Origin of the sequence: Citrobacter sp. RHBSTW-00986, from assembly GCF_013783065.1 — a bacterium.
Lineage (GTDB): Bacteria > Pseudomonadota > Gammaproteobacteria > Enterobacterales > Enterobacteriaceae > Citrobacter > Citrobacter braakii.
On the sequence record NZ_CP056200.1, the window covers coordinates 3,731,789 to 3,752,419 of the forward strand.

The 20,631-nt window shown below is 53.3% G+C and carries 15 protein-coding genes; 8 read left to right on the top strand and 7 right to left on the bottom strand.

What is annotated here, in order from left to right; all coding sequences use genetic code 11:
* Positions 1-3: 3 nt before the first annotated feature.
* The gene (locus HV345_RS18135) at positions 4-1,641 is read right to left on the bottom strand and encodes a ShlB/FhaC/HecB family hemolysin secretion/activation protein (protein WP_242444887.1); all 1,638 of its coding nucleotides are present in this window, start codon (positions 1,639-1,641) and stop codon (positions 4-6) included.
* Between the two features lie 666 nt (positions 1,642-2,307).
* A complete protein-coding gene (locus tag HV345_RS18140; RefSeq protein ID WP_053390018.1) occupies positions 2,308-2,916 on the bottom strand; it encodes a class I SAM-dependent methyltransferase in 609 nt (202 codons plus the stop codon).
* 164 nt (positions 2,917-3,080) lie between these two features.
* Between HV345_RS18140 and HV345_RS18145 the strand changes: the two genes are divergently transcribed.
* The 4 genes from HV345_RS18145 (at position 3,081) to HV345_RS18160 (ending at position 9,102) form a co-directional block, all read left to right on the top strand.
* Positions 3,081-4,163 carry a LacI family DNA-binding transcriptional regulator gene (locus tag HV345_RS18145; RefSeq protein ID WP_016151953.1) on the top strand — a complete coding sequence of 361 codons (1,083 nt, stop codon included), beginning with the start codon at positions 3,081-3,083 and terminating at the stop codon, positions 4,161-4,163.
* A 121-nt stretch (positions 4,164-4,284) separates the two neighbouring features.
* Positions 4,285-7,368, top strand: coding sequence for a beta-galactosidase (locus HV345_RS18150; RefSeq protein WP_181635895.1), 3,084 nt, complete (start codon positions 4,285-4,287; stop codon positions 7,366-7,368).
* 52 nt (positions 7,369-7,420) lie between these two features.
* Positions 7,421-8,674 carry an MFS transporter gene (locus HV345_RS18155; protein ID WP_181635896.1) on the top strand — a complete coding sequence of 418 codons (1,254 nt, stop codon included), beginning with the start codon at positions 7,421-7,423 and terminating at the stop codon, positions 8,672-8,674.
* A 155-nt stretch (positions 8,675-8,829) separates the two neighbouring features.
* The gene (locus tag HV345_RS18160) at positions 8,830-9,102 is read left to right on the top strand and encodes a YceK/YidQ family lipoprotein (protein ID WP_016151950.1); all 273 of its coding nucleotides are present in this window, start codon (positions 8,830-8,832) and stop codon (positions 9,100-9,102) included.
* 44 nt (positions 9,103-9,146) lie between these two features.
* Here HV345_RS18160 and prpE read toward each other — a convergent pair whose 3' ends face one another.
* From prpE to prpB, 4 genes are all read right to left on the bottom strand, one after another.
* A complete protein-coding gene (gene prpE, locus HV345_RS18165) occupies positions 9,147-11,033 on the bottom strand; it encodes a propionate--CoA ligase (RefSeq protein ID WP_181635897.1) in 1,887 nt (628 codons plus the stop codon).
* A gap of 39 nt (positions 11,034-11,072) precedes the next feature.
* A complete protein-coding gene (locus HV345_RS18170) occupies positions 11,073-12,524 on the bottom strand; it encodes a bifunctional 2-methylcitrate dehydratase/aconitate hydratase (protein WP_016155798.1) in 1,452 nt (483 codons plus the stop codon).
* 37 nt (positions 12,525-12,561) lie between these two features.
* Positions 12,562-13,731: a 2-methylcitrate synthase gene (gene prpC / locus HV345_RS18175; protein ID WP_047497899.1), complete on the bottom strand. Its 1,170-nt coding sequence runs from the start codon at positions 13,729-13,731 to the stop codon at positions 12,562-12,564.
* 80 nt (positions 13,732-13,811) lie between these two features.
* Complete coding sequence (gene prpB / locus HV345_RS18180; RefSeq protein ID WP_016155797.1) at positions 13,812-14,693, bottom strand: methylisocitrate lyase; 882 nt, start codon at positions 14,691-14,693, stop codon at positions 13,812-13,814.
* Positions 14,694-14,944: 251 nt separating this feature from the next.
* On the opposite strand from prpB, the gene prpR reads away from it, so the two are divergent.
* Entirely contained in the window at positions 14,945-16,555 is a 1,611-nt protein-coding gene (gene prpR, locus HV345_RS18185; protein ID WP_046275626.1) for a propionate catabolism operon regulatory protein PrpR, read from the top strand.
* Between the two features lie 32 nt (positions 16,556-16,587).
* On the opposite strand, the gene yahO is transcribed toward prpR, so the two are convergent.
* Positions 16,588-16,863 (bottom strand): DUF1471 family periplasmic protein YahO, encoded by a 276-nt coding sequence (yahO, locus tag HV345_RS18190; RefSeq protein WP_016151944.1) that lies wholly within the window; start codon positions 16,861-16,863, stop codon positions 16,588-16,590.
* A gap of 273 nt (positions 16,864-17,136) precedes the next feature.
* Between yahO and HV345_RS18195 the strand changes: the two genes are divergently transcribed.
* The 3 genes from HV345_RS18195 to HV345_RS18205 all read left to right on the top strand — a co-directional run bounded on the left by HV345_RS18195 (position 17,137) and on the right by HV345_RS18205 (position 20,551).
* Positions 17,137-17,769, top strand: a complete 633-nt coding sequence (locus tag HV345_RS18195) for a LysE family transporter (RefSeq protein WP_016151943.1) — start codon at positions 17,137-17,139, stop codon at positions 17,767-17,769.
* Between the two features lie 79 nt (positions 17,770-17,848).
* Positions 17,849-19,237: a diguanylate cyclase gene (locus HV345_RS18200; RefSeq protein WP_016151942.1), complete on the top strand. Its 1,389-nt coding sequence runs from the start codon at positions 17,849-17,851 to the stop codon at positions 19,235-19,237.
* A 219-nt stretch (positions 19,238-19,456) separates the two neighbouring features.
* Entirely contained in the window at positions 19,457-20,551 is a 1,095-nt protein-coding gene (locus tag HV345_RS18205) for a 4Fe-4S binding protein (protein ID WP_047499123.1), read from the top strand.
* Positions 20,552-20,631: the final 80 nt, after the last annotated feature.

A 20,631-nucleotide genomic window follows, 5' to 3' on the forward strand; every position in this document is an offset into this window, starting at 1 on the left:
TCCTTAAAATGCCACCGCAACGCGGTAATACACATTGAGATGATCCGGCGCCAGCCAGTCCGGATAGTTAACTGGCGTTCCTACGGTAAACTGACTGGAAAACCAGCGCCCTGAACTGGTTAATCCCAGCGCAGCCCCCCACAACGTGCCGGAGGCATAGCTATCAACGTTATCCTGTTTCAGCCAGCCGCCGTCGAATGCCGCTATCGCGCCAATCTGTCCCAGCACCGGCAGCGTAAATAGCGAATAATTCACTTCATTGCGCCAGTAGCCGCCGTTATCTCCAGAAATGTACTGTTCTTTAAAACCGCGAACGGAGGTTTCTCCGCCCAGCGTCAGGCGTTCACTTCCATAGAGTCGGTCTGGAGACCATTGAAAATACACGCTGCTTAGCCACCACAGTTTCTCTGCCAACGGGCGCTGGAAACTACCGCTGACGCTCCATTTGCGAAATTCCGCCCTTGGCACATCACCCTGTTTATCGTTGTCATCCTCTGCGCCAAACCATGGCACGCCCTGGGTGAATGAAGGGTTAAACGTCGCAACGCCGGAAGCAATTTTTTGCGTATGGTTGATGCCCAGCGAAACGCTGGAAAGCTTGCGACTACTGGTTTCCAGCAGGATATCATTCAATTTGTTACGGTTAATTCGATGCGTCAAACCCAGCGATGCAGCGGTTTTGACATCACCATTGCGAAACAAAACCCAGGATCCGTTCAGACGATGGGTTTCGCTATCTCCGGTGGAACGCCAGGCATAACCATTGTTATCAATCGTGCTGAGGTAGTTACTCCAGCTGTAGTTGTAATCAAGCAGCCCGTAGCCGTAAGGAATACTCACGCCGGCCGCAAAGTTCTGCGCATCTTTGCTGCTGGAAAAATCGCTACTGCGTCCGCCGCTAATAAACCATTTATCCGCCAGGCCGAGCATATTATTGAAAAATAGCGCACCACTGAGCTGTCCGGTTCCGGTGCTCTTTTGTCCACTGTTATCAAAACTAACTGAGCCATTGAGTGGAAATTCAGGCGTGGCGGTGAGGTTAACTATTGAGAACCCCTGCTGACTGCCCGGCAAAATTTCAATTTCCACCGGCGTCTGGCGAACCCGGTTCAACTGCTCCATCCCCTGTTCAATGTCACGCAGATTGAGAATTTTTCCTTCCATTCCGGGAAAGGTCATCAGCAGAGTGCGCGATGGGACGCCTTCCAGACGTATTTGCTGCAATTTACCCTCAAGCACCGCAATGTGCAGCACCCCGGATGAGAGATCCTGTTCGGTTAAAAAGGCACGACTGGTGATGTAGCCTCGACTGATATACCAGTCGGAAATTGCATTTGTCAGTTCCGTAAGGCGGGGAATATTCAGGCATTGATTCACCCATGGCGCGGTAAGCTTTGCCGAGGCAGCGGCGGACAACTTCGTTGCGCCGTCAATATCAATACGCGAAATCATAAAACACGGCCCTTCAGTCTGGGCTGGCGTTTTCGGCGTTACGGTTTCGGGTAGCGTAACGCTACGCTCCAGCTCTTCACGCTGGCGCTGGTTTTCATTAAGTCGCTGCTGCTGTTGCTGCTGAATGGTATTCCGATCCGCAGGAGAGAGTGGCGTCGCAGAAACAGTTGTGAACGGCAAAATTAACATCCCAATTAATATTGCCAACTTTCTTTCATCCCTGAACTTCACCCCACCCCCCATAAAAGTACGAAAACGAACTTGACTGTAAAGCACAGCCGATCCTTGTAAAAAAGCACAAAATGTAAACAAAAGTAAAGACATTAAGTGCTATTTCACTTCATTCCAATTGCATTTTAGGATTTCTTATGCTCTTAAGTTAAATTATTCTTACTCTGTTGACATAATCCCATCGCAAATCGCCCATTTACCCACATTAACCTTCTGGATAATACGCTACGATGACGCCACTCGCATCGTGCTAACAGACACACCTCCCCGGCACTAAATAAGCGGAATCCGCAATACCTGGAAATTGTACTATTATCGCTTAACTTAATTGTCGTAAAGTAATAGCGTTAAAAAACATGGAATAATTAGAAATGAATACCAGCATAATTAAACCTTCCGCGATCGTTCTTTTCTTCCTTATTCTGGCAATACTCAATGGTTTTATTGCAACCCTGGGTTATTCTTGTCGATTTATACCCTGTGTAAATTTCGTTCCGACGAATACAGCCCATATCAGTATTTTTTAGCAACCAACTCACTCATTTGACAATTATGCCTTTTGTTTTAATAGGGCTCACCAAAGCAGAAGGGAAGGAAGAGAAGGGAACGCTTAACGTTTAGAATTTAGCCACGTTTTTGCGCCAGCCAGATGGTATGCCCGGCGCAGTGCGGATCTTCCATCACCATCTCTACCACCACAAAACCGTGCGCTGACAGCAATGCGCGGTATTCATCCGGCGCGAGGCTGGCGTGAAACAGCGGTTCGCCCTCAAATTGCCCCATCGCGATACCGTTTTCCGTCCCGCTGGTAAACATCAGCGCGCTGCCGGGACGGCTGAGTCGGTCAAAAATCGGGAACATCTTTTGCTGATCCTGCTGAGTTAAATGGAAAAAGCTGTCCCAGGCGATCAGACCATCGAAAGTCTCGTTAAGTCCCAGCTCGCGCATATCCTGCTCCAGCCAGCGCTGTGCGGGAAAAGAGTGCCGGGCCCGCGCCAGCATCGCCGCAGAACCATCAATTCCCGTAAGCGGAAAGCCTTGCTGAATAAAATAACCAGCAATCGGCTGACCGTTGCCGCAGCCAATATCCACAATGCTGCCCTGTCCGCCCATCACGGTGATGAACTTATCCAGCCAGCTTTTCTCGAACAGTGCGCGTGAACGCTGGCTGGCAAAGGCCTCCGCATGACGTTGGTAGATGGACAGAATGTTGTTTGCCGCAGAGTCGCTCACGATGTCCTCACTTTTTTATGCTGTTAAGCATCACGACGATAAATCCTCCAGCACACGATCAGCAACCCTGGAATGCGCCTCGCAGAACCAATGCGCAAATACCCCAAAACCGTCCCGCTGTGGCATCATAGCGCGCAGATAACGTCATGACAGGGGTGATAAACGTGAAACCGGTAACGCTATACGATGTGGCAGACCATGCAGGAGTCTCTTACCAGACCGTCTCGCGCGTCGTGAATCAGGCCAGCCACGTTTCCGCAAAAACCCGACAGAAAGTTGAGGCCGCGATGGCGGAGCTCAATTACATCCCCAACCGTGTCGCACAGCAGCTGGCGGGCAAACAGACGCCGCTGATTGGCGTCGTGACGGCGAACCTTGCCCTGCACGCCCCCTCGCAAATCGTTGCCGCCATAAAATCCCGCGCCGACCAGTCCGGGGCCAGCGTGGTGATCGCCATGGTCGAACGTAGCGGCGTTGAGGCATGTAAAGCCGCAGTCCACAACCTGCTTTCTCAACGCGTAACCGGGCTTATCATCAACTACCCGCTGGATGAAGAAGACGCCATTGCCGTGGCTACCGCCTGCGGTACGGTGCCGGTGCTGTTTCTCGATGTCTCTGATCAGACGCCAATTAACAGCGTGATTTTCTCCCATGACGACGGCGCACGTCTCGGCGTTGAACATCTGGTGCAGCATGGGCATCAGCGTATCGCCCTGCTGAGCGGGCCACACACTTCGGTTTCGGCAAGGCTTCGCCATGCGGGGTGGCATAAATATCTGGCGCACTACCAGTTGCAACCCACCGCGGAGCTGGAAGGCGACTGGAGCGCGATGTCGGGTTTTCAGCAAACGCTGCATATGCTTAATGGTGGTAATCTCCCCACCGCCATGCTGGTCGCTAACGATCAAATGGCGCTGGGCGCGATGCGGGCAATCAGCGAGTTCGGTCTGCGGGTGGCGGTTGATATCTCGGTGATTGGCTACGATGACACCGAAGACAGCGCCTGCTACATCCCACCACTGACCACCATCAGGCAGGATTTTCCGTTACTGGGTGAAACCAGCGTCGACAGACTGCTGCAACTTCCCCGTGGGACCTCAAGCGTGGGCAACCAACTGCTGCCCGTAACCCTGGTTAAGCGCAATACGGTTCTGCCTCCCGATACGCAAACCCTCTCACCCCAGGTGCTGGCCGACTCACTGATCCAGCTAGCGCGGCAAGTTTCGCAGCTCACACCCAAATTGTGAACGCATAACAATTGTGTGAGTCAGTTCACTCATTGAGCGCCCCGTCCTTTACAGCTGGAATCGCTTATTCGTATTTTGATTGAAATTGTGAGCGAATAACAAATTCAAACAGGATACCGTTATGAACCTGAACACAGATTCACTCTCCGCTGTACTGGCCCGCCGTGACTGGGAAAATCCCGGCGTCACGCAGCTCAACCGCCTGGAGGCGCACCCGCCGTTTTGTAGCTGGCGCTCAGCGGATGATGCGCGCACCAATCAGCGATCAACTCAGTTACGCTCGCTGAATGGTAAGTGGCTGTTCGCCTGGTTTTCCGCGCCTGAGGCCGTGCCGGAAAGCTGGCTGACAAGCGATCTGCCACAGGCTGATACTATCAACGTCCCCTCTAACTGGCAGATGGACGGTTACGACGCGCCAATTTATACCAACGTCACCTACCCGATCCCGGTTAACCCCCCGTACGTTCCAGCGCAGAATCCGACAGGATGTTACTCGCTCACATTCAGTATCGAAGACGCGTGGTTAGATGAAGGTCAGACGCGCATTATTTTTGACGGGGTGAATTCCGCGTTTCATTTGTGGTGCAATGGTCGCTGGGTTGGCTACGGTCAGGACAGCCGCCTGCCGTCTGAATTCGATCTTAGCGATTATCTGCTGCACGGCGAAAACCGCCTGGCTGTGATGGTGCTGCGCTGGAGCGACGGCAGTTATCTGGAAGACCAGGACATGTGGCGCATGAGCGGGATCTTTCGCGATGTATCTTTGCTGCATAAGCCCACTACGCAAATCCGCGACCTGCGCATTAACACCCGTTTTAACGACGATTTCAGCCGCGCCACGCTGGAAACAGAAGTCAGAGTGGCGGGCAACGAGTGCGAAGATTTACGCGTCACCCTGCAATTGTGGGACGGTGAAACGCTCACTCACGAAACGACTTCCCCGCTCGGCAGCGAAATTATTGATGAACGCGGCGCTTATCATGATCGGGTTACCCTGCGTCTGAACGTCGAAAACCCGGCGCTGTGGAGTGCCGAAACGCCTAATCTGTACCGCGCTGTGGTCCAGTTACGTACCGCTGACGGAGTGCTGATTGAAGCGGAAGCCTGTGATGTCGGCTTTCGTCAGGTTCGTATTGAAAACGGCCTGCTGTTACTCAACGGTAAGCCGCTGTTGATTCGCGGCACCAACCGTCATGAGCACCATCCGGTCAACGGTCAGGTGATGGACGAGGCGACGATGGTGCAGGATATTCTGCTGATGAAGCAGAACAACTTTAACGCCGTGCGCTGCTCCCATTACCCGAACCATCCATTGTGGTACACCCTGTGCGATCGCTACGGCCTGTATGTGGTCGACGAAGCCAACATTGAAACCCACGGCATGGTGCCGATGAATCGCCTCACCGACGATCCCGCGTGGCTGCCAGCCATGAGCCAGCGCGTCACGCGCATGGTGCAACGCGATCGCAACCACCCGAGCATCATCATCTGGTCACTGGGCAATGAATCCGGGCATGGCGCCAACCATGACGCGCTCTACCGCTGGATAAAATCAGAAGATCCGTCACGCCCGGTACAGTATGAAGGCGGCGGCGCAAATACCACAGCGACCGACATTATTTGCCCAATGTACGCCCGCGTCGATCAGGATCAGCCCTTCCCCGCGGTACCCAAATGGTCGATTAAAAAGTGGCTGTCGATGCCCGGCGAGCAGCGTCCGCTGATCCTCTGCGAATACGCCCACGCCATGGGCAACAGTTTTGGCGGCTTCGCCAAATACTGGCAAGCGTTCCGTCAATTTCCGCGCCTACAGGGCGGGTTTGTCTGGGACTGGGTAGATCAGTCGCTGATTAAATATGATGAGAACGGCAAGGCATGGTCTGCCTACGGTGGTGATTTTGGCGACACGCCTAACGATCGTCAATTTTGCATGAACGGCCTGGTGTTCGCCGATCGCACCCCGCATCCGGCATTATACGAGGCCAAACATGTGCAGCAGTTTTTCCAGTTTACGCTGCTGCCGGGACCCAAACGCCAGATTGAAGTAACCAGCGAATATCTGTTCCGCCACAGCGATAACGAGGTTCTGCACTGGTCGATTGCCCAGGATGGCAACCCGCTGGCCGCCGGAGAAATCGTGCTGGATATCGCCCCACAGAGTCGCCAGGTGATTACACTGCCAGATGTCCCGCTGCCGGAAACCGCCGGCCAGTTATGGCTAACGGTACGCGTAGAGCAACCTCAGGCCACCGCATGGTCAGATGCCGGGCACATTAGCGCCTGGCAGCAATGGAAGCTGGAAGAGAAACTCAGCTTGGCGCCACGGCCAACTGCCCGTACCGCACCACAGCTGAACGTGAGCGAAAACACCTTTACTGTTGAGGTAAACGACAAGCGCTGGCAATTCGACCGTCAGTCTGGCCTGCTGACACAGTACTGGATTGGCGACGCAGCCCAGCTGTTAACCCCGCTTACTGACCAGTTCACCCGCGCGCCGCTGGACAACGACATCGGCGTGAGCGAGTCAACCCGCATCGACCCTAACGCCTGGGTCGAACGCTGGAAAGCCGCCGGTCATTATCTGGTCGAAGCAACGTTACTGCACTGTGCTGCCGACACGCTAAGCCATGCGGTACTGATCGCCACCGAACATGCGTGGCAGTATCAGGGCGAAACGCTGTTCGTCAGCCGAAAAAGCTATCGCATTGACGGCAATGGTGAGATGCAGATAACGGTGGATGTCGACGTCGCCAGCGGCACGCCACATCCGGCCCGCATCGGCCTGAGCTGCCAACTGGCGCAGATCGCTGAGCGGGTGAACTGGTTAGGTCTCGGCCCACATGAGAACTACCCGGATCGCCTGAGCGCCGCCTGTTTTGATCGTTGGGATTTGTCACTTGATGAGATGTACACCCCGTATGTTTTCCCTGGCGAAAACGGTCTGCGCTGCAACACGCGTGAGCTACGCTACGGCGCGCATCAATGGCGAGGGGACTTCCTGTTCAACATCAGCCGCTTTAGCCAGAAGCAACTGATGGAAACCAGCCACCGCCATCTGCTGCAACCGGAGGCAGGTACCTGGGTCAATATTGATGGCTTCCATATGGGCGTGGGCGGTGACGACTCCTGGAGTCCTTCCGTTTCACCAGAGTTCCTGCTGAGTGCCGGACGCTACCACTACCAGCTGGTCTGGGGTCAAAAATAATAATAATCGGGCAGGTTCCCCCCTGCCCGCATTCATCGTAAGGAAGTCCATTATGTATTATTTGAAAAACACTAACTTTTGGATGTTCGGCTTCTTCTTTTTCTTTTACTTTTTCATTATGGGTGCCTATTTCCCCTTCTTCCCTATCTGGTTACACGATGTAAACCATATCAGTAAAGGTGACACCGGGATCATTTTCGCCTGTATTTCACTATTTTCATTATTATTCCAGCCTGTTTTCGGACTGCTTTCCGATAAGCTTGGCCTGCGTAAACACCTGCTGTGGGTAATTACCGGAATGCTGGTAATGTTTGCCCCATTCTTTATTTACGTCTTTGGCCCGTTATTACAGGTTAATATTTTACTGGGTTCGATTGTCGGCGGGATTTACCTTGGCTTTATCTACAATGCCGGCGCCCCGGCGATTGAAGCCTATATTGAAAAAGCCAGCCGCCGAAGCAATTTTGAATTTGGTCGCGCGCGCATGTTTGGCTGCGTGGGCTGGGCGCTGTGCGCCTCAATTGCCGGGATTATGTTCACCATCAATAACCAGTTTGTCTTCTGGTTAGGTTCCGGCTGTGCGGTCATTCTGGCATTGCTGCTGCTCTTTTCAAAAACAGATGTCCCCTCTTCTGCAAAAGTTGCGGATGCGGTAGGCGCCAACAACTCGGCATTCAGTCTGAAGCTGGCGCTGGAGTTATTTAAACAACCGAAACTCTGGTTCCTCTCCCTGTACGTGGTCGGCGTTTCCTGTACGTATGATGTGTTTGACCAGCAGTTCGCCAACTTCTTTACCTCGTTCTTTGCCACCGGCGAACAGGGTACCCGTGTGTTTGGCTACGTCACGACCATGGGGGAATTACTTAATGCCTCTATCATGTTCTTTGCGCCACTGATTGTGAACCGCATTGGCGGAAAGAACGCCTTACTGCTGGCCGGTACGATAATGTCGGTGCGGATCATCGGCTCCTCCTTCGCCACCTCTGCGCTGGAGGTCGTCATTCTCAAAACGCTGCATATGTTTGAAATACCGTTCCTGATCGTCGGTTGCTTCAAATACATCACCAGTCAGTTTGAAGTGCGCTTCTCGGCCACAATTTACCTGGTGTGCTTCTGTTTCTTCAAACAGTTAGCAATGATTTTCATGTCAGTTCTGGCCGGAAAAATGTATGAGAGTATTGGTTTCCAGGGGGCGTATCTGGTGCTGGGGATAATTGCGCTAAGCTTCACGTTGATTTCCGTATTTACCCTAAGTGGAACGGGGCCGTTTTCTCTGCTGCGTCGTCGCGAAAGCGTCACGCTGTAAAAGCCTCTTTGCCGGATACACCACTCACGTGGTTTATCCGGCCTTCGATGTGCCATCCTCACACGATGAGTCCTGACCTGGTGGTTTAAGTTCCGAGGACAACACGCCGCTTTTTTATCGTTATGATAAAACGGGGCGAGAAGCCAGGTCATAGCATGAGCAAAAAGACGGTTGCGGTAACAACGCTCTTTATCAGCGTATTACTTACAGGATGTGGCAGCATTGATGCGCGCACGGCAGGCGAGGATTCAGATACGTATTACGTGGGTATGCGCCATGATATTGATAAACTAAAAAACCCGGGCGCTTACGATTATAACTATTTCGATTTAGCGCTGTTATTTGTTGATGTGCCGTTATCGTTCGTGGCCGATACGGTTTATGCGCCGTTTGATTACTATCACGGGCCGTATAAGAAAGTTGATTAGAACGTAGGCCCGGTAAGCATTGCGCCACCGGGCATCACACGACGTTACTCCTCGATCGCCTGACGGATTTGCTGCAACGATGCGGGATCGTCAATGGTCGTCAGATCGCCAGGATCGCGGCCTTCGCAGATCGCCTGAATCGTCCGTCTGAGCATTTTGCCGGAGCGTGTTTTCGGCAGTTGCGACACAAACCAGACGTGCGCCGGACGACCAAAATTACCAATTTGACTGTCCACCAGCGCCATAATCGCCTTCTCTTCCGAATGGGCAATGTCGCTGTCTTCCAGACTGTCGCTCTGTTTTGGAATAACAAACGCGACCGCCACCTGTCCTTTCAGCGCATCCTTCACGCCAACTACCGCCACCTCGGCGACGTTTGGATAGCTGGAAATACTCTCCTCTATCTCGCGCGTCCCCAGCCGGTGTCCGGCCACGTTGATCACGTCATCCGTACGGCCCAGAATGAAGTAATAGCCATCGGCATCGCGAATGCCCCAGTCAAAGGTGGCGTACACCTGGCGGGAAAACAGCGACCAGTAGGTATTCACAAACCGCGCGTCATCCCCCCAGATAGTCTGAATACAGCCCGGCGGCAGCGGCCCTTCAATCACCAGCATCCCCTTCTCGTTTGCCGCACAAGGTTCACCGGTCACCTCATTGAGCAACTGCACGTTATAGCCGTACATCGGCACGCCAGGACTGCCCAGCCGCGACGGTCGGTCGTCCAGCCCGCGGGCGATAGCCATAATCGGCCAGCCGGATTCAGTCTGCCAGTAGTTGTCGATAACCGGGACGCCCAGCGTTTCCGTTACCCAACTGGCGGTCGGTTCGTCCAGCGGCTCACCCGCCAGATACAGCACCTCCAGCGAGGAGAGATCGTGATTGCGGATTTGCGCGGTTGGGAATTTTTTCAGCACGCGGATGGCGGTCGGGGCCGAGAACATCCGGCTGACCTGATACTTCTCAACAATTTTCCACCATACGCCGCAGTCCGGATACGTTGGCAGCCCTTCGTAAACCACCGTCGCCATCCCCGCCAGCAGCGGGGCATACACGATATAGGAATGCCCAACCACCCAGCCGATATCCGACGCGCAGAAGAACACGCCGCCCGCTTTGCCGCCGAAAATGGTGTCCATCGAGGTCGCCAGCGCGACCGCGTAACCACCAACGTCTCGCTGGACGCCTTTCGGTTTACCGGTTGTCCCGGAGGTGTAGAGAATGCAGGACGTTTCGTTCGACTCCAGCCAGACAACCGGCACCCGTGCGCCGAGATGCTGTTGGCGTAGCGCGGCAAAGTCGAGGTCACGCCCCTCCACCCGCGCCATTTTCGCCAGACCGCGGTCGACCAGCACCACATGACGCGGCTGATGCTGAGCCTGATCGATCGCATCATCGAGTAGCTTTTTATAGGGCAGGATCTTGCCGCCGCGCGCCCCGGCATCCGCCGAAACGATAACCACCGGTCGGGCGTCATCGATGCGCGCCGCCACGCTGTGCGAAGCAAAACCACCGAACACCACCGAATGGATCGCCCCAATGCGCGCGCAGGCCAGCAGCGTAATGTGCGCTTCGGCGATCATCGGCATATAAACCAGTACCCGATCCCCGCGCTGTACGCCGAGCGACAACAGCATCGCTGCCACAATATTCACTTCGTCATACAACTGACGAAAGGTAAACGTGCGTTCTTCTTCGGTTTCTGATGACACAGCAATCAGCGCCAGCGCCTCGGGCTGTTTCTCCAGCCAGCGGTCGATGGCGTTATGGCACAGATTGGTCGTCCCGCCGCAAAACCAGCGGGCAAACGGCGGATTGCTGTGGTCCAGTATCTGCGTATACGGCTGCAGCCAGTCAATACGCTGGGCCTGCTCGGCCCAGAACGACTCCGGCTGCGTAATAGAACGTTGATAAAACTCGCTATAAGACATAATGCTCTCCTGTTGAACTTACGCCTGATGAGTCGGGTTTCAGATAACAAACAAATCCATATACTCATTGACCGGCATCTGCTCCAGGCGAGTTCTGTCCAGGGAGACATCCAGAATGCGCTGCTGCTGACGGGTCGGGAACTGACGCGCCAGGTTGATTTTGAACTTCTCGACCAGCTTCGGCATCCCGTCGTTACGACGGCGCGCATGGCCGATTGGGTACTCCACCACCACTTCTTCAAAACGTGAGCCGTCGGTGAATTCCAGGGTGATGGCATTCGCGATGGCGCGTTTTTCAGGATCGTGGTAATCGGCTGTAAAGGCCGGATCTTCAAAGCAGTTGATCTTCTCGCGCAGGGCATCAATGCGTTTGTCCTGCGCCACGCCGTCTTCATAATCTGCCGCGGTTAAGCGCCCGAACAGCAGCGGAATAGCGACCATATACTGGATGCAATGATCGCGATCCGCCGGGTTATTCAGCGGGCCTTTTTTATCGATGATACGGATACAGGCTTCGTGCGTACGAATGGTCACTTTTTCGATATCCGCCGCCGTTTTCCCTGCAGCCTGTAGCTGCTCGTACAGCGTCATCGCCGCCTCTACCGCAGTCTGCGAGTGGAACTCGGCCGGGAAGGAGATTTTAAACAGCACGTTTTCCATCACATAAGAGCCGTACGGGCGCTGGAAGCGGAACGATTCGCCTTTGAAAGAGACGTCATAAAAGCCCCAGGTTTTCGCCGTCAGCGCAGACGGATACCCCATCTCACCGGTTTTCGCCATCAGTGCCAGACGTACCGCGCGCGAAGTTGCATCGCCAGCTGCCCAGGATTTACGCGTGCCGGTATTTGGCGCATGGCGATAGGTACGCAGCGACTGCCCGTCAACCCACGCCAGCGACACGGCGTTGAGGATTTCATCCCGGTTCAGGCCAAGCATCTCGGCGACCACCGCCGTGGAGGCCACTTTGACCAGCAGGACGTGATCGAGACCGACGCGGTTAAAAGAGTTTTCCAGCGCAATGCAGCCCTGAATTTCATGGGCTTTAATCATTCCGGTGAGCACTTTTTTCATGGTTAACGGCGCTTTCCCCACTGCTACCGCATTGCGTGACAGCCAGTCAGCCGTAGCCAGAATGCCGCCGAGGTTATCGGAAGGATGCCCCCATTCCGCGGCCAGCCAGGTGTCGTTAAAGTCCAGCCAGCGGATCATCGCGCCGATGTTAAACGCCGCCTGCACCGGATCGAGCTGGAACTGGGTACCCGGAACGCGCACGCCGTTCGGCACCACAGTCCCTGGGACTACCGGCCCCAGCAGTTTTTTACAGGCCGGATATTCCAGCGCTTCCAGGCCGCAGCCTAAGGTATCAAGCAGGCAATAATGCGCGGTGTCATACGCTACCGTCGAAGTGATCTCGTAATTCATGACGTAATCAACGATATCAACGATTTCACGGTCAAATTCCGGGCGGACGTTCGAAATATGTGCAGACATAACAAGGGTTCCTGTTTTTATATTTAGAGGTTTTGCATTAGCAACGCTGATCTATCGCGACAAAGACACGATCTTCCGGGCCGGTGTAATTGGCGGAAGGACGGATAATTTTGTTGTCCTGGCGCTGTTCAATGATGTGCGCCGCCCAGCCGGTGACGCGGGCGATGACAAACAGCGGTGTGAACATTTCAGTCGGGACGCCCATCATGTTGTAGGAGACAGCCGAGAACCAGTCGAGGTTGGGGAACATCTTTTTCGTTTCCCACATCACGTCTTCCAGACGGTCGGCGATGTTGTACATTTTCAGCGAACCGCCTTCCTGAGAAAGCTGTTTCGCCACGCGCTTTATCACCTGATGACGCGGGTCGGCGATGGTGTAAACCGGATGACCAAAGCCAATCACCACTTCTTTGTTTTCAACGCGTTTACGGATATCCGCTTCCGCTTCGTCTGGCGTTTCGTAGCGCTGTTGGATCTCCAGCGATACTTCATTCGCCCCGCCGTGTTTCGGACCACGCAATGCGCCAATCGCGCCGATAATCGCGGAATACATATCGGATCCGGTCCCTGCAATCACGCGGCTGGTGAAGGTGGAGGCGTTGAATTCGTGTTCGGCGTACAGCACCAGCGAAATATGCATCGCTTTTTCCCAGCTTCGCGACGGCTTTTCGCCATGCAGCAGATGCAGGAAGTGTCCACCAATGGAATCATCGTCAGTTTCCGGCTGAATACGCTCGCCGTTATGGCTGTAGTGATACCAGTACAGGAGAATAGAACTGAGCGATGCCAGCAGCTTGTCAGCAATATCGCGTGCGCCGGAGACGGTATGCCCTTCTTTTTCCGGCAACGTACAGCCCAGCGCGGAGACGCCGGTGCGCATCACGTCCATCGGGTGCGAGGCAGCAGGCAGCGCTTCCAGGACGGTACGCACGTTTGCGGGCAGTCCGCGCAGCGCTTTTAATTTGATTTTATAGGCGGTGAGCTCATCACGGGTGGGCAATTTCCCGTGGATCAGCAGGTGCGCGACTTCTTCAAATTCGCACTGCTGCGCCAGGTCGAGAATATCGTAGCCGCGATAGTGCAGGTCGTTACCACTTTTGCCAACGGTACACAGCGCGGTATTTCCGGCGGCAACGCCTGACAGCGCAACCGATTTTTTAGGTTTAATGACATGGGTACTATTTTGCAGGATCGTTGTGTCGCTCATGTTGTCCTCGTCATTTTTATAATATGTAGGGTACAAATTTATTGCCGGATGGCAGCTACGCCTTATCCGGCCTACGACGGTTACTTCTTGGTATACAACGCGTCGAGTTTCTCTTCGAACTGGTAGTAATTGATGCTTTCGTACAGCTCGTTGCGCGTCTGCATAATGTCGATAACGCTCTTTTGCGTTCCTTCCTGGCGCAGCACGTTGTAAACCTTTTCCGCAGCGCGGTTCATGGCGCGGAAGGCCGACAGCGGATACAACGCCATCGCGACGTTCGCGCTGCGCAGTTCATCAGTGGTGAACAGTGGCGTAGCGCCAAATTCGGTAATGTTGGCGAGGATCGGCACCTGTACCGCATCGGCAAACTGACGGTACATGGCAAGCTCGGTAATGGCTTCCGGGAACAACATATCCGCGCCTGCTTCGACGTACGCCTGGGCACGTTCGATGGCGGCCTCTAACCCCTCCACCGCCAATGCATCGGTCCGCGCCATGATCACAAAGTTGGGATCGGTACGCGCATCCACGGCGGCGCGGATCCTGTCGACCATCTCTTCTTTCGAGACGATCGCCTTGTTCGGGCGATGACCGCAGCGTTTGGCGCCGATCTGATCTTCAATATGCAGCGCGGCGGCACCGGCTTTGGAAATTGACTTCACGGTCCGCGCCACGTTGAAAGCTGACGATCCAAAACCGATATCCGCATCCACCAGCAATGGCAGCGGGCAAACATCAGTAATGCGGCGAATATCGGTTAGCACATCATCAAGGGTAGAAATACCAAGATCCGGCAGACCCAGAGACCCAGCCGCGACGCCGCCGCCGGAGAGATAAATCGCCTGATATCCGGCGCGTTGAGCCAGCAGAGCGTGGTTGGCGTTGATGGTGCCAACGATTTGTAATGGGTTTTCTTTGCTGAGCGCGGCGCGAAACGCCTGCCCTGGGGAGTGTAGAGACATATCCCGTCCTTTGTTATCAACTTGTTATCGTTCGTTGATTTATTTAAAGCAAGGGGTATGCCAAAGACCTTAATTTTTAATTAATTTATATATTTATCTTTAAAAACAATATATTAAATTAAATCCTTGTATCTTTGTTGCACAAAAGCGTGTCAGCTATCGTTTCATGAAACGTTCCTTCATGTTTCATTGCAACATTCATGAAACACAACTAAACCCTAATACTCGGTGCCTTACTTTTTAGGATGGTTATGGCTGATACGCATCTTCCGCCGCGGGTGAACGACGACAAACCGGTTATCTGGACCGTTTCGGTCACGCGCCTGTTCGAACTGTTTCGCGACATCAGCCTGGAGTTCGACCACCTGGCAACCATCACCCCTATTCAGCTTGGTTTTGAAAAAGCGGTGACGTATATCCGCAAGAAGTTAGCCACCGAGCGTTGTGATGCCATCATTGCCGCGGGTTCCAACGGGGCGTATCTTAAAAGCCGTTTATCGATTCCGGTGATCCTGATTAAACCCAGCGGGTTTGACGTGCTACAGGCGCTGGCCAAAGCGGGAAAGCTCACCTCGTCGATTGGCGTCATTACCTATCAGGAAACCCTCCCCGCGCTGCTCGCTTTTCAAAAAACCTTCAATTTGCAGCTTGAACAGCGCAGCTATATCACGGAAGAAGATGCCCGTGGGCAAATCAACGAGCTGAAGGCCAGCGGCACGCAGGCGGTCGTCGGCGCGGGGTTAATTACCGACCTGGCTGAAGAAGCAGGCATGACCGGCATCTTTATCTATTCGGCGGCCACCGTGCGCCAGGCCTTTGTCGATGCGCTCGATATGACTCGTCTGACGCTGCGCAGAAACGGTCCGTACGTTTCCGGCGATACGCTGCGCACCCGCTATGCATTGGGGGATATGCGCGGTCACTCGGCACAGATGGAACAGGTGCGGCACACCATTATGCTTTATGCCCGTTCGCGTGCGCCGGTGCTGATTCAGGGCGAAACAGGCACGGGCAAAGAACTGGCGGCGCAGGCAATTCATCGTGAGTTTTTCACCCGTCAGGAGAACCGGCGCGGTAAACCTTCGCCGCCGTTTGTTGCTGTCAACTGCGGGGCAATCACCGAATCATTACTGGAGGCGGAGCTGTTCGGCTATGAGGATGGTGCCTTTACTGGCTCCCGTCGGGGAGGACGCGCGGGCCTGTTTGAAATCGCCCACGGCGGAACGCTGTTTCTTGATGAGATAGGTGAAATGCCGCTGCCGTTACAAACCCGACTGCTGCGCGTGCTGGAAGAAAAAGAGGTCACCCGGGTCGGAGGACATCAGCCAATTCCAGTCGATGTACGGGTGATTAGCGCCACCCACTGTCATCTGGAGCAGGAGATAAAACAGGGAGAATTTCGCACCGATCTGTTTTATCGCCTGAGTATTTTGCGCCTCACGCTACCGCCGCTACGCGAGCGATTGCCCGATATCCTGCCGCTGGCGGAAGGCTTTTTAAAACAGTCGCTGGCGGAACTGGAGGTGCCGTTTTCTGAACCTGTGCGCAAAGGGCTGGGTCTGAGTCAACCGACGTTACTGAATTATGGCTGGCCAGGGAATATCCGTGAACTGCGTAATATGATGGAGCGCCTGGCGCTGTTTTTAAGCGTCGAGCCGCAGCCGGAGCTGAACGTACAATTCCTGCAGCAGCTGTTACCGGAACTGGCCGTTGCTGCTGACGCGCCGCAGGTATCCTCATCGCTGACGCCGCAGCAGGTGCTGGCGCAATTCAATGGCGATAAAACCGCGGCTGCACGATATCTCGGGGTAAGCCGAACCACCTTCTGGCGCAGATTAAAAGAAAACCCGCCGATACAATGACCGGCGGGTATCGTGATTTTTACAGTAGCGTATTATTTTTTCTTGTAGATATTGGCTGTGCCATGGATTTTATTATCCGTTTGACCGGAGGTTAATACCACCACATCGGCCCCTTTCTCTTCTGCTTTCTTCAGCAGCTCTTCTTTAGCGTCTGAGACAGAAACTTCATTACTCGTTGAGATATCACCGATTTTTGTGTACTGCGACTCAACCTTTTCAAATTCAAGTTTTGTCATAAATTCCGCGGCATATGCGTTGGTCACGACAAAAGCTAATGCACCAATAAGTACTTTAATTCCAGTTTTCATAGACCAGCTCCAGGTTTTGTTATTACGCCATCATCGATCCCTGAACATTACATAACGCGATTCAAGGATGATTAATAACTAGTCCAGCCTGGATAAAAAATCCACATTCAGCAGGAATATATAGAGATTTTGCGGCGCAGAAAAAACCGGTCACCGGGTAGCAGCGCGTCAACCTGTTCAAAGTTTCAATAGCCAGTGTGAGTTGATCCTCAGAACAGGCAGCGCACTGAAATTATAGTGTTAACTTTATGAGAATCTGAGGAATTGTTGTCTATGGAACCTCTGCACGCCGTCGTACTCACCGTCAGCCTGTTTGTTTTAACTTTTTTTAACCCCGGCGCGAACCTGTTTGTGGTGGTGCAAACCAGCCTGGCGTCAGGGCGACGCGCGGGCGTGATAACCGGTCTGGGCGTCGCCTTAGGCGATGCGTTCTACTCCGGCCTCGGGCTCTTTGGCATGGCGACGCTTATCACTCAGTGTGAAGAGATTTTTTCGTTGATTAAGATTGTCGGCGGCGCCTATCTGCTGTGGTTCGCCTGGAACAGCATCCGGCATCAGGCAACACCGCAAATGCCAACGCTACAGCAGCCGCTTTCCGCCCCCTGGTATGTGTTTTTCCGCCGTGGGTTATTAACGGATTTATCTAATCCGCAAACCGTGCTGTTTTTTATTAGTATCTTCTCGGTCACCTTAAGCGCAGACACGCCAACGTGGGCCAGGTTGATGGCCTGGGCAGGCATTGTGTTGTCTTCCGTTATCTGGCGTATTTTTCTCAGCCAGGCGTTTTCGTTGCCCGCCGTGCGCCGTGCGTATGGCCGAATCCAACGGGTTGCCAGCCGGGTGATTGGCGCCATTATTGGTGTCTTCGCGCTCAGGCTTATTTATGAAGGTATTAGCCATCGATAAGAGAGTTTAACTTGACCATCGTGAGGTAATTGTCCGTAATACCGCCTGAATTTTTAATCGCACGTTGAGTGGCAGTAAGATGGAACAGGTTGAACCGGTAAACGACACATTACTCCTTACAGAATGGCAGGCGCTGTTACGTCAAACATCGCCTGAAGTTCACACGCTCCTGACATCGTTAAGCGATGAAGAGATCCGCCATTTAGTAACCGTTTTTTATGACTATATGCTCTCCCATGCGGAGAGCGCATTGTTCCTCAATACAGAACAGGTCAGTACCCGCCTCAGCGGCAGCATGTTTGACTGGCTGCGCAGCGTACTTGGCAGCGCCCACGAAGATCTCTCACAACTGCTGGCCAAACAGCGCAAAATTGGTGTGGTGCATGCCCGTATCGGCCTGCCCATCGATCTGGTAAACCGCGGCGCGCGCAAGCTGAAAGATGAGCTGTACAGGGTGTTAAAAACAAAGGCGGATTCCACTCCCGCCTTGCTGAGCGATGCTATCTGTTTCAGCAGTCTGGCAATGGATACTGCGCTGGAGGCCATGACGGTCTCCTATTCCCCCAGTTTTCAAAACTCTATGCACACGCAGGAGCAGTACCGTCTACAGACTATTTACGATGACGTTAACGTCGAGCGCGAGCGGCAAATCCGTTCGTTTACCGACTGGGAAAACCAGTTTATCTATAACATCGCCACCGGAATGCCTTTCGGTGAGATGGTGTTTCTGGCGAATTCTGACTTCGGTATGTGGTTATCACATAAGGGAAAACATATCCTCGGCAACAGCAATCTGCTGAATAAGATGGAATCACTGATTGCAGAGATCGACAGTCGTCTGACAACAACCCTGTCGCATCAGCATCAGCCGACAGAACCCGAGCGGATGAGCTTATTGCAGGATGTACGCCAGCTATCGGCAAAAATCCATTTCCTGCTCGCCTCAATGTTCGACGCGCTGGTTAAGCAGGAAAATGGTAAAGATTCGCTGACCCAGTTGCTTAATCGCCGCTTTATTCCGACCATCATGCGGCGCGAGATCTCGCTGGCGTTACATACGCGTAAGCCTTTTACCCTGGCGATGCTGGATATCGACTACTTCAAGCAAATTAACGATAACTTCGGGCATAATACTGGCGATCTGACGCTCAAAAACGTCGCGGCGGTCATTTACGATCATATCCGCAGCAGCGATTACGTGTTCCGCTACGGTGGCGAAGAATTTATGATTCTGCTCGTCGAGTCAGATGAAACACAGGCCAGTATTATTCTGGAAACGCTGCGTATGAAAATTGCCGAGATGCGCATGGCAGCCTCAGCGACAGAAACGTTTTCTATTACCGTCAGTATTGGTATTGCCGAATATGACTATCATCCCGACTATAAACAGTTGGTTGATAAAGCCGATCGCGCACTTTATCTGGCGAAAAGTAATGGCCGCGACCGCGTTGAGGTTTATCAGGAATAATCGTTGCCCTGCAGAGAAATAAATACCCCGTTCAGGGTATTTATCTGACCTGTGATAAATATCGGGCTGTTATTATTTTTCAGGCATATTGGCATGAAGAAAATAACAGCCTCGTAATAAGATGCAAATCAAATACACCAAATCTGAATAGCGCTAGCATATCCCGGTGATGACGCCTTCTGAATGCAGAAGGGGAAATATGAGGGATACTATAAAACCATGAACGGGAAGATGAGAACGCGCTGGCAGCGCCGCCCAGGCACGACCGGGGGCAAACTGCCGTGGAATGACTGGCGCAACGCCAGCAGCTGGCGAAAAGCCACCCAGTTTCTCCTGCTGGCTATCAATATTTATATTGGCGTGGCGTTCTGGTATTGGGTCCGCTATTTCGAAACCGCCGGCACCAGCGTTTATATTCCAAGGCCCGGCGGTATTGAGGGATGGCTGCCGATAGCGGGTTTGATGAATTTCCGCTATACGCTAGAGACCGGTTTTCTTCCGCCCATCCATGCCGCCTCTATGCTGCTGTTAGTTGCGTTTATCCTGATTAGCCTGTTGTTAAAAAAAGCTTTCTGTTCATGGTTATGCCCAGTGGGGACGCTTTCCGAACTGCTCGGTAATCTGGGGAGAAAATTATTCGGTCGTAACTTTACGCTGCCGCGCTGGCTGGATATCCCGCTGCTCAGCCTGAAGTATCTGCTGCTGGGGTTTTTCTTGTATATCGCCCTGTCAATGCCCGCCCAGGGGATTCAGTACTTTCTGACGTCAGCCTATGGAATCATCATCGATGTGAAGATGCTCGATTTCTTTCGCCATATTGGCTCCGCCACACTCATCTCCGTGGTGGTTATCAGCCTCCTGAGCCTGTTTATTCGCAACGCCTGGTGTCGTTATCTGTGTCCTTACGGCGCACTGCTTGGTCTGTTCTCGCTGTTCTCGCCGTTTAAAATCCGCCGCAACGCCGACAGTTGCATTGATTGCGGGAAATGCGCGAAAAATTGCCCATCGAAAATCCCGGTCGACAGACTGATTCAGGTGCGTACTGTGGAATGCACTGGCTGCATGACCTGTGTTGAATCCTGCCCGGTGGCTTCAACATTGAGCTTTTCCCTGCAGACACCGCCGGGTGCAAAAGGCAGCGGTAAAGCGTTATGGCGACAAACGGCACTGTCGGGTATTGCCATGACAATACTGGTGCTGGGGATTCTGTTTGCCACCATTGGTTATGCGGTATATGCCAATGTCTGGGATACGCCGGTGCCGGATCACCTGTATTTCCAGCTGATCCCGAAAGCAAAAATGATCGGCCATTAATTCTTTACCAGTATGTTCAAAACCCCTGCCAATTCTGGCAGGGTTTCCTGCCTGTAACGCCATTTTAAGACTATTGCACT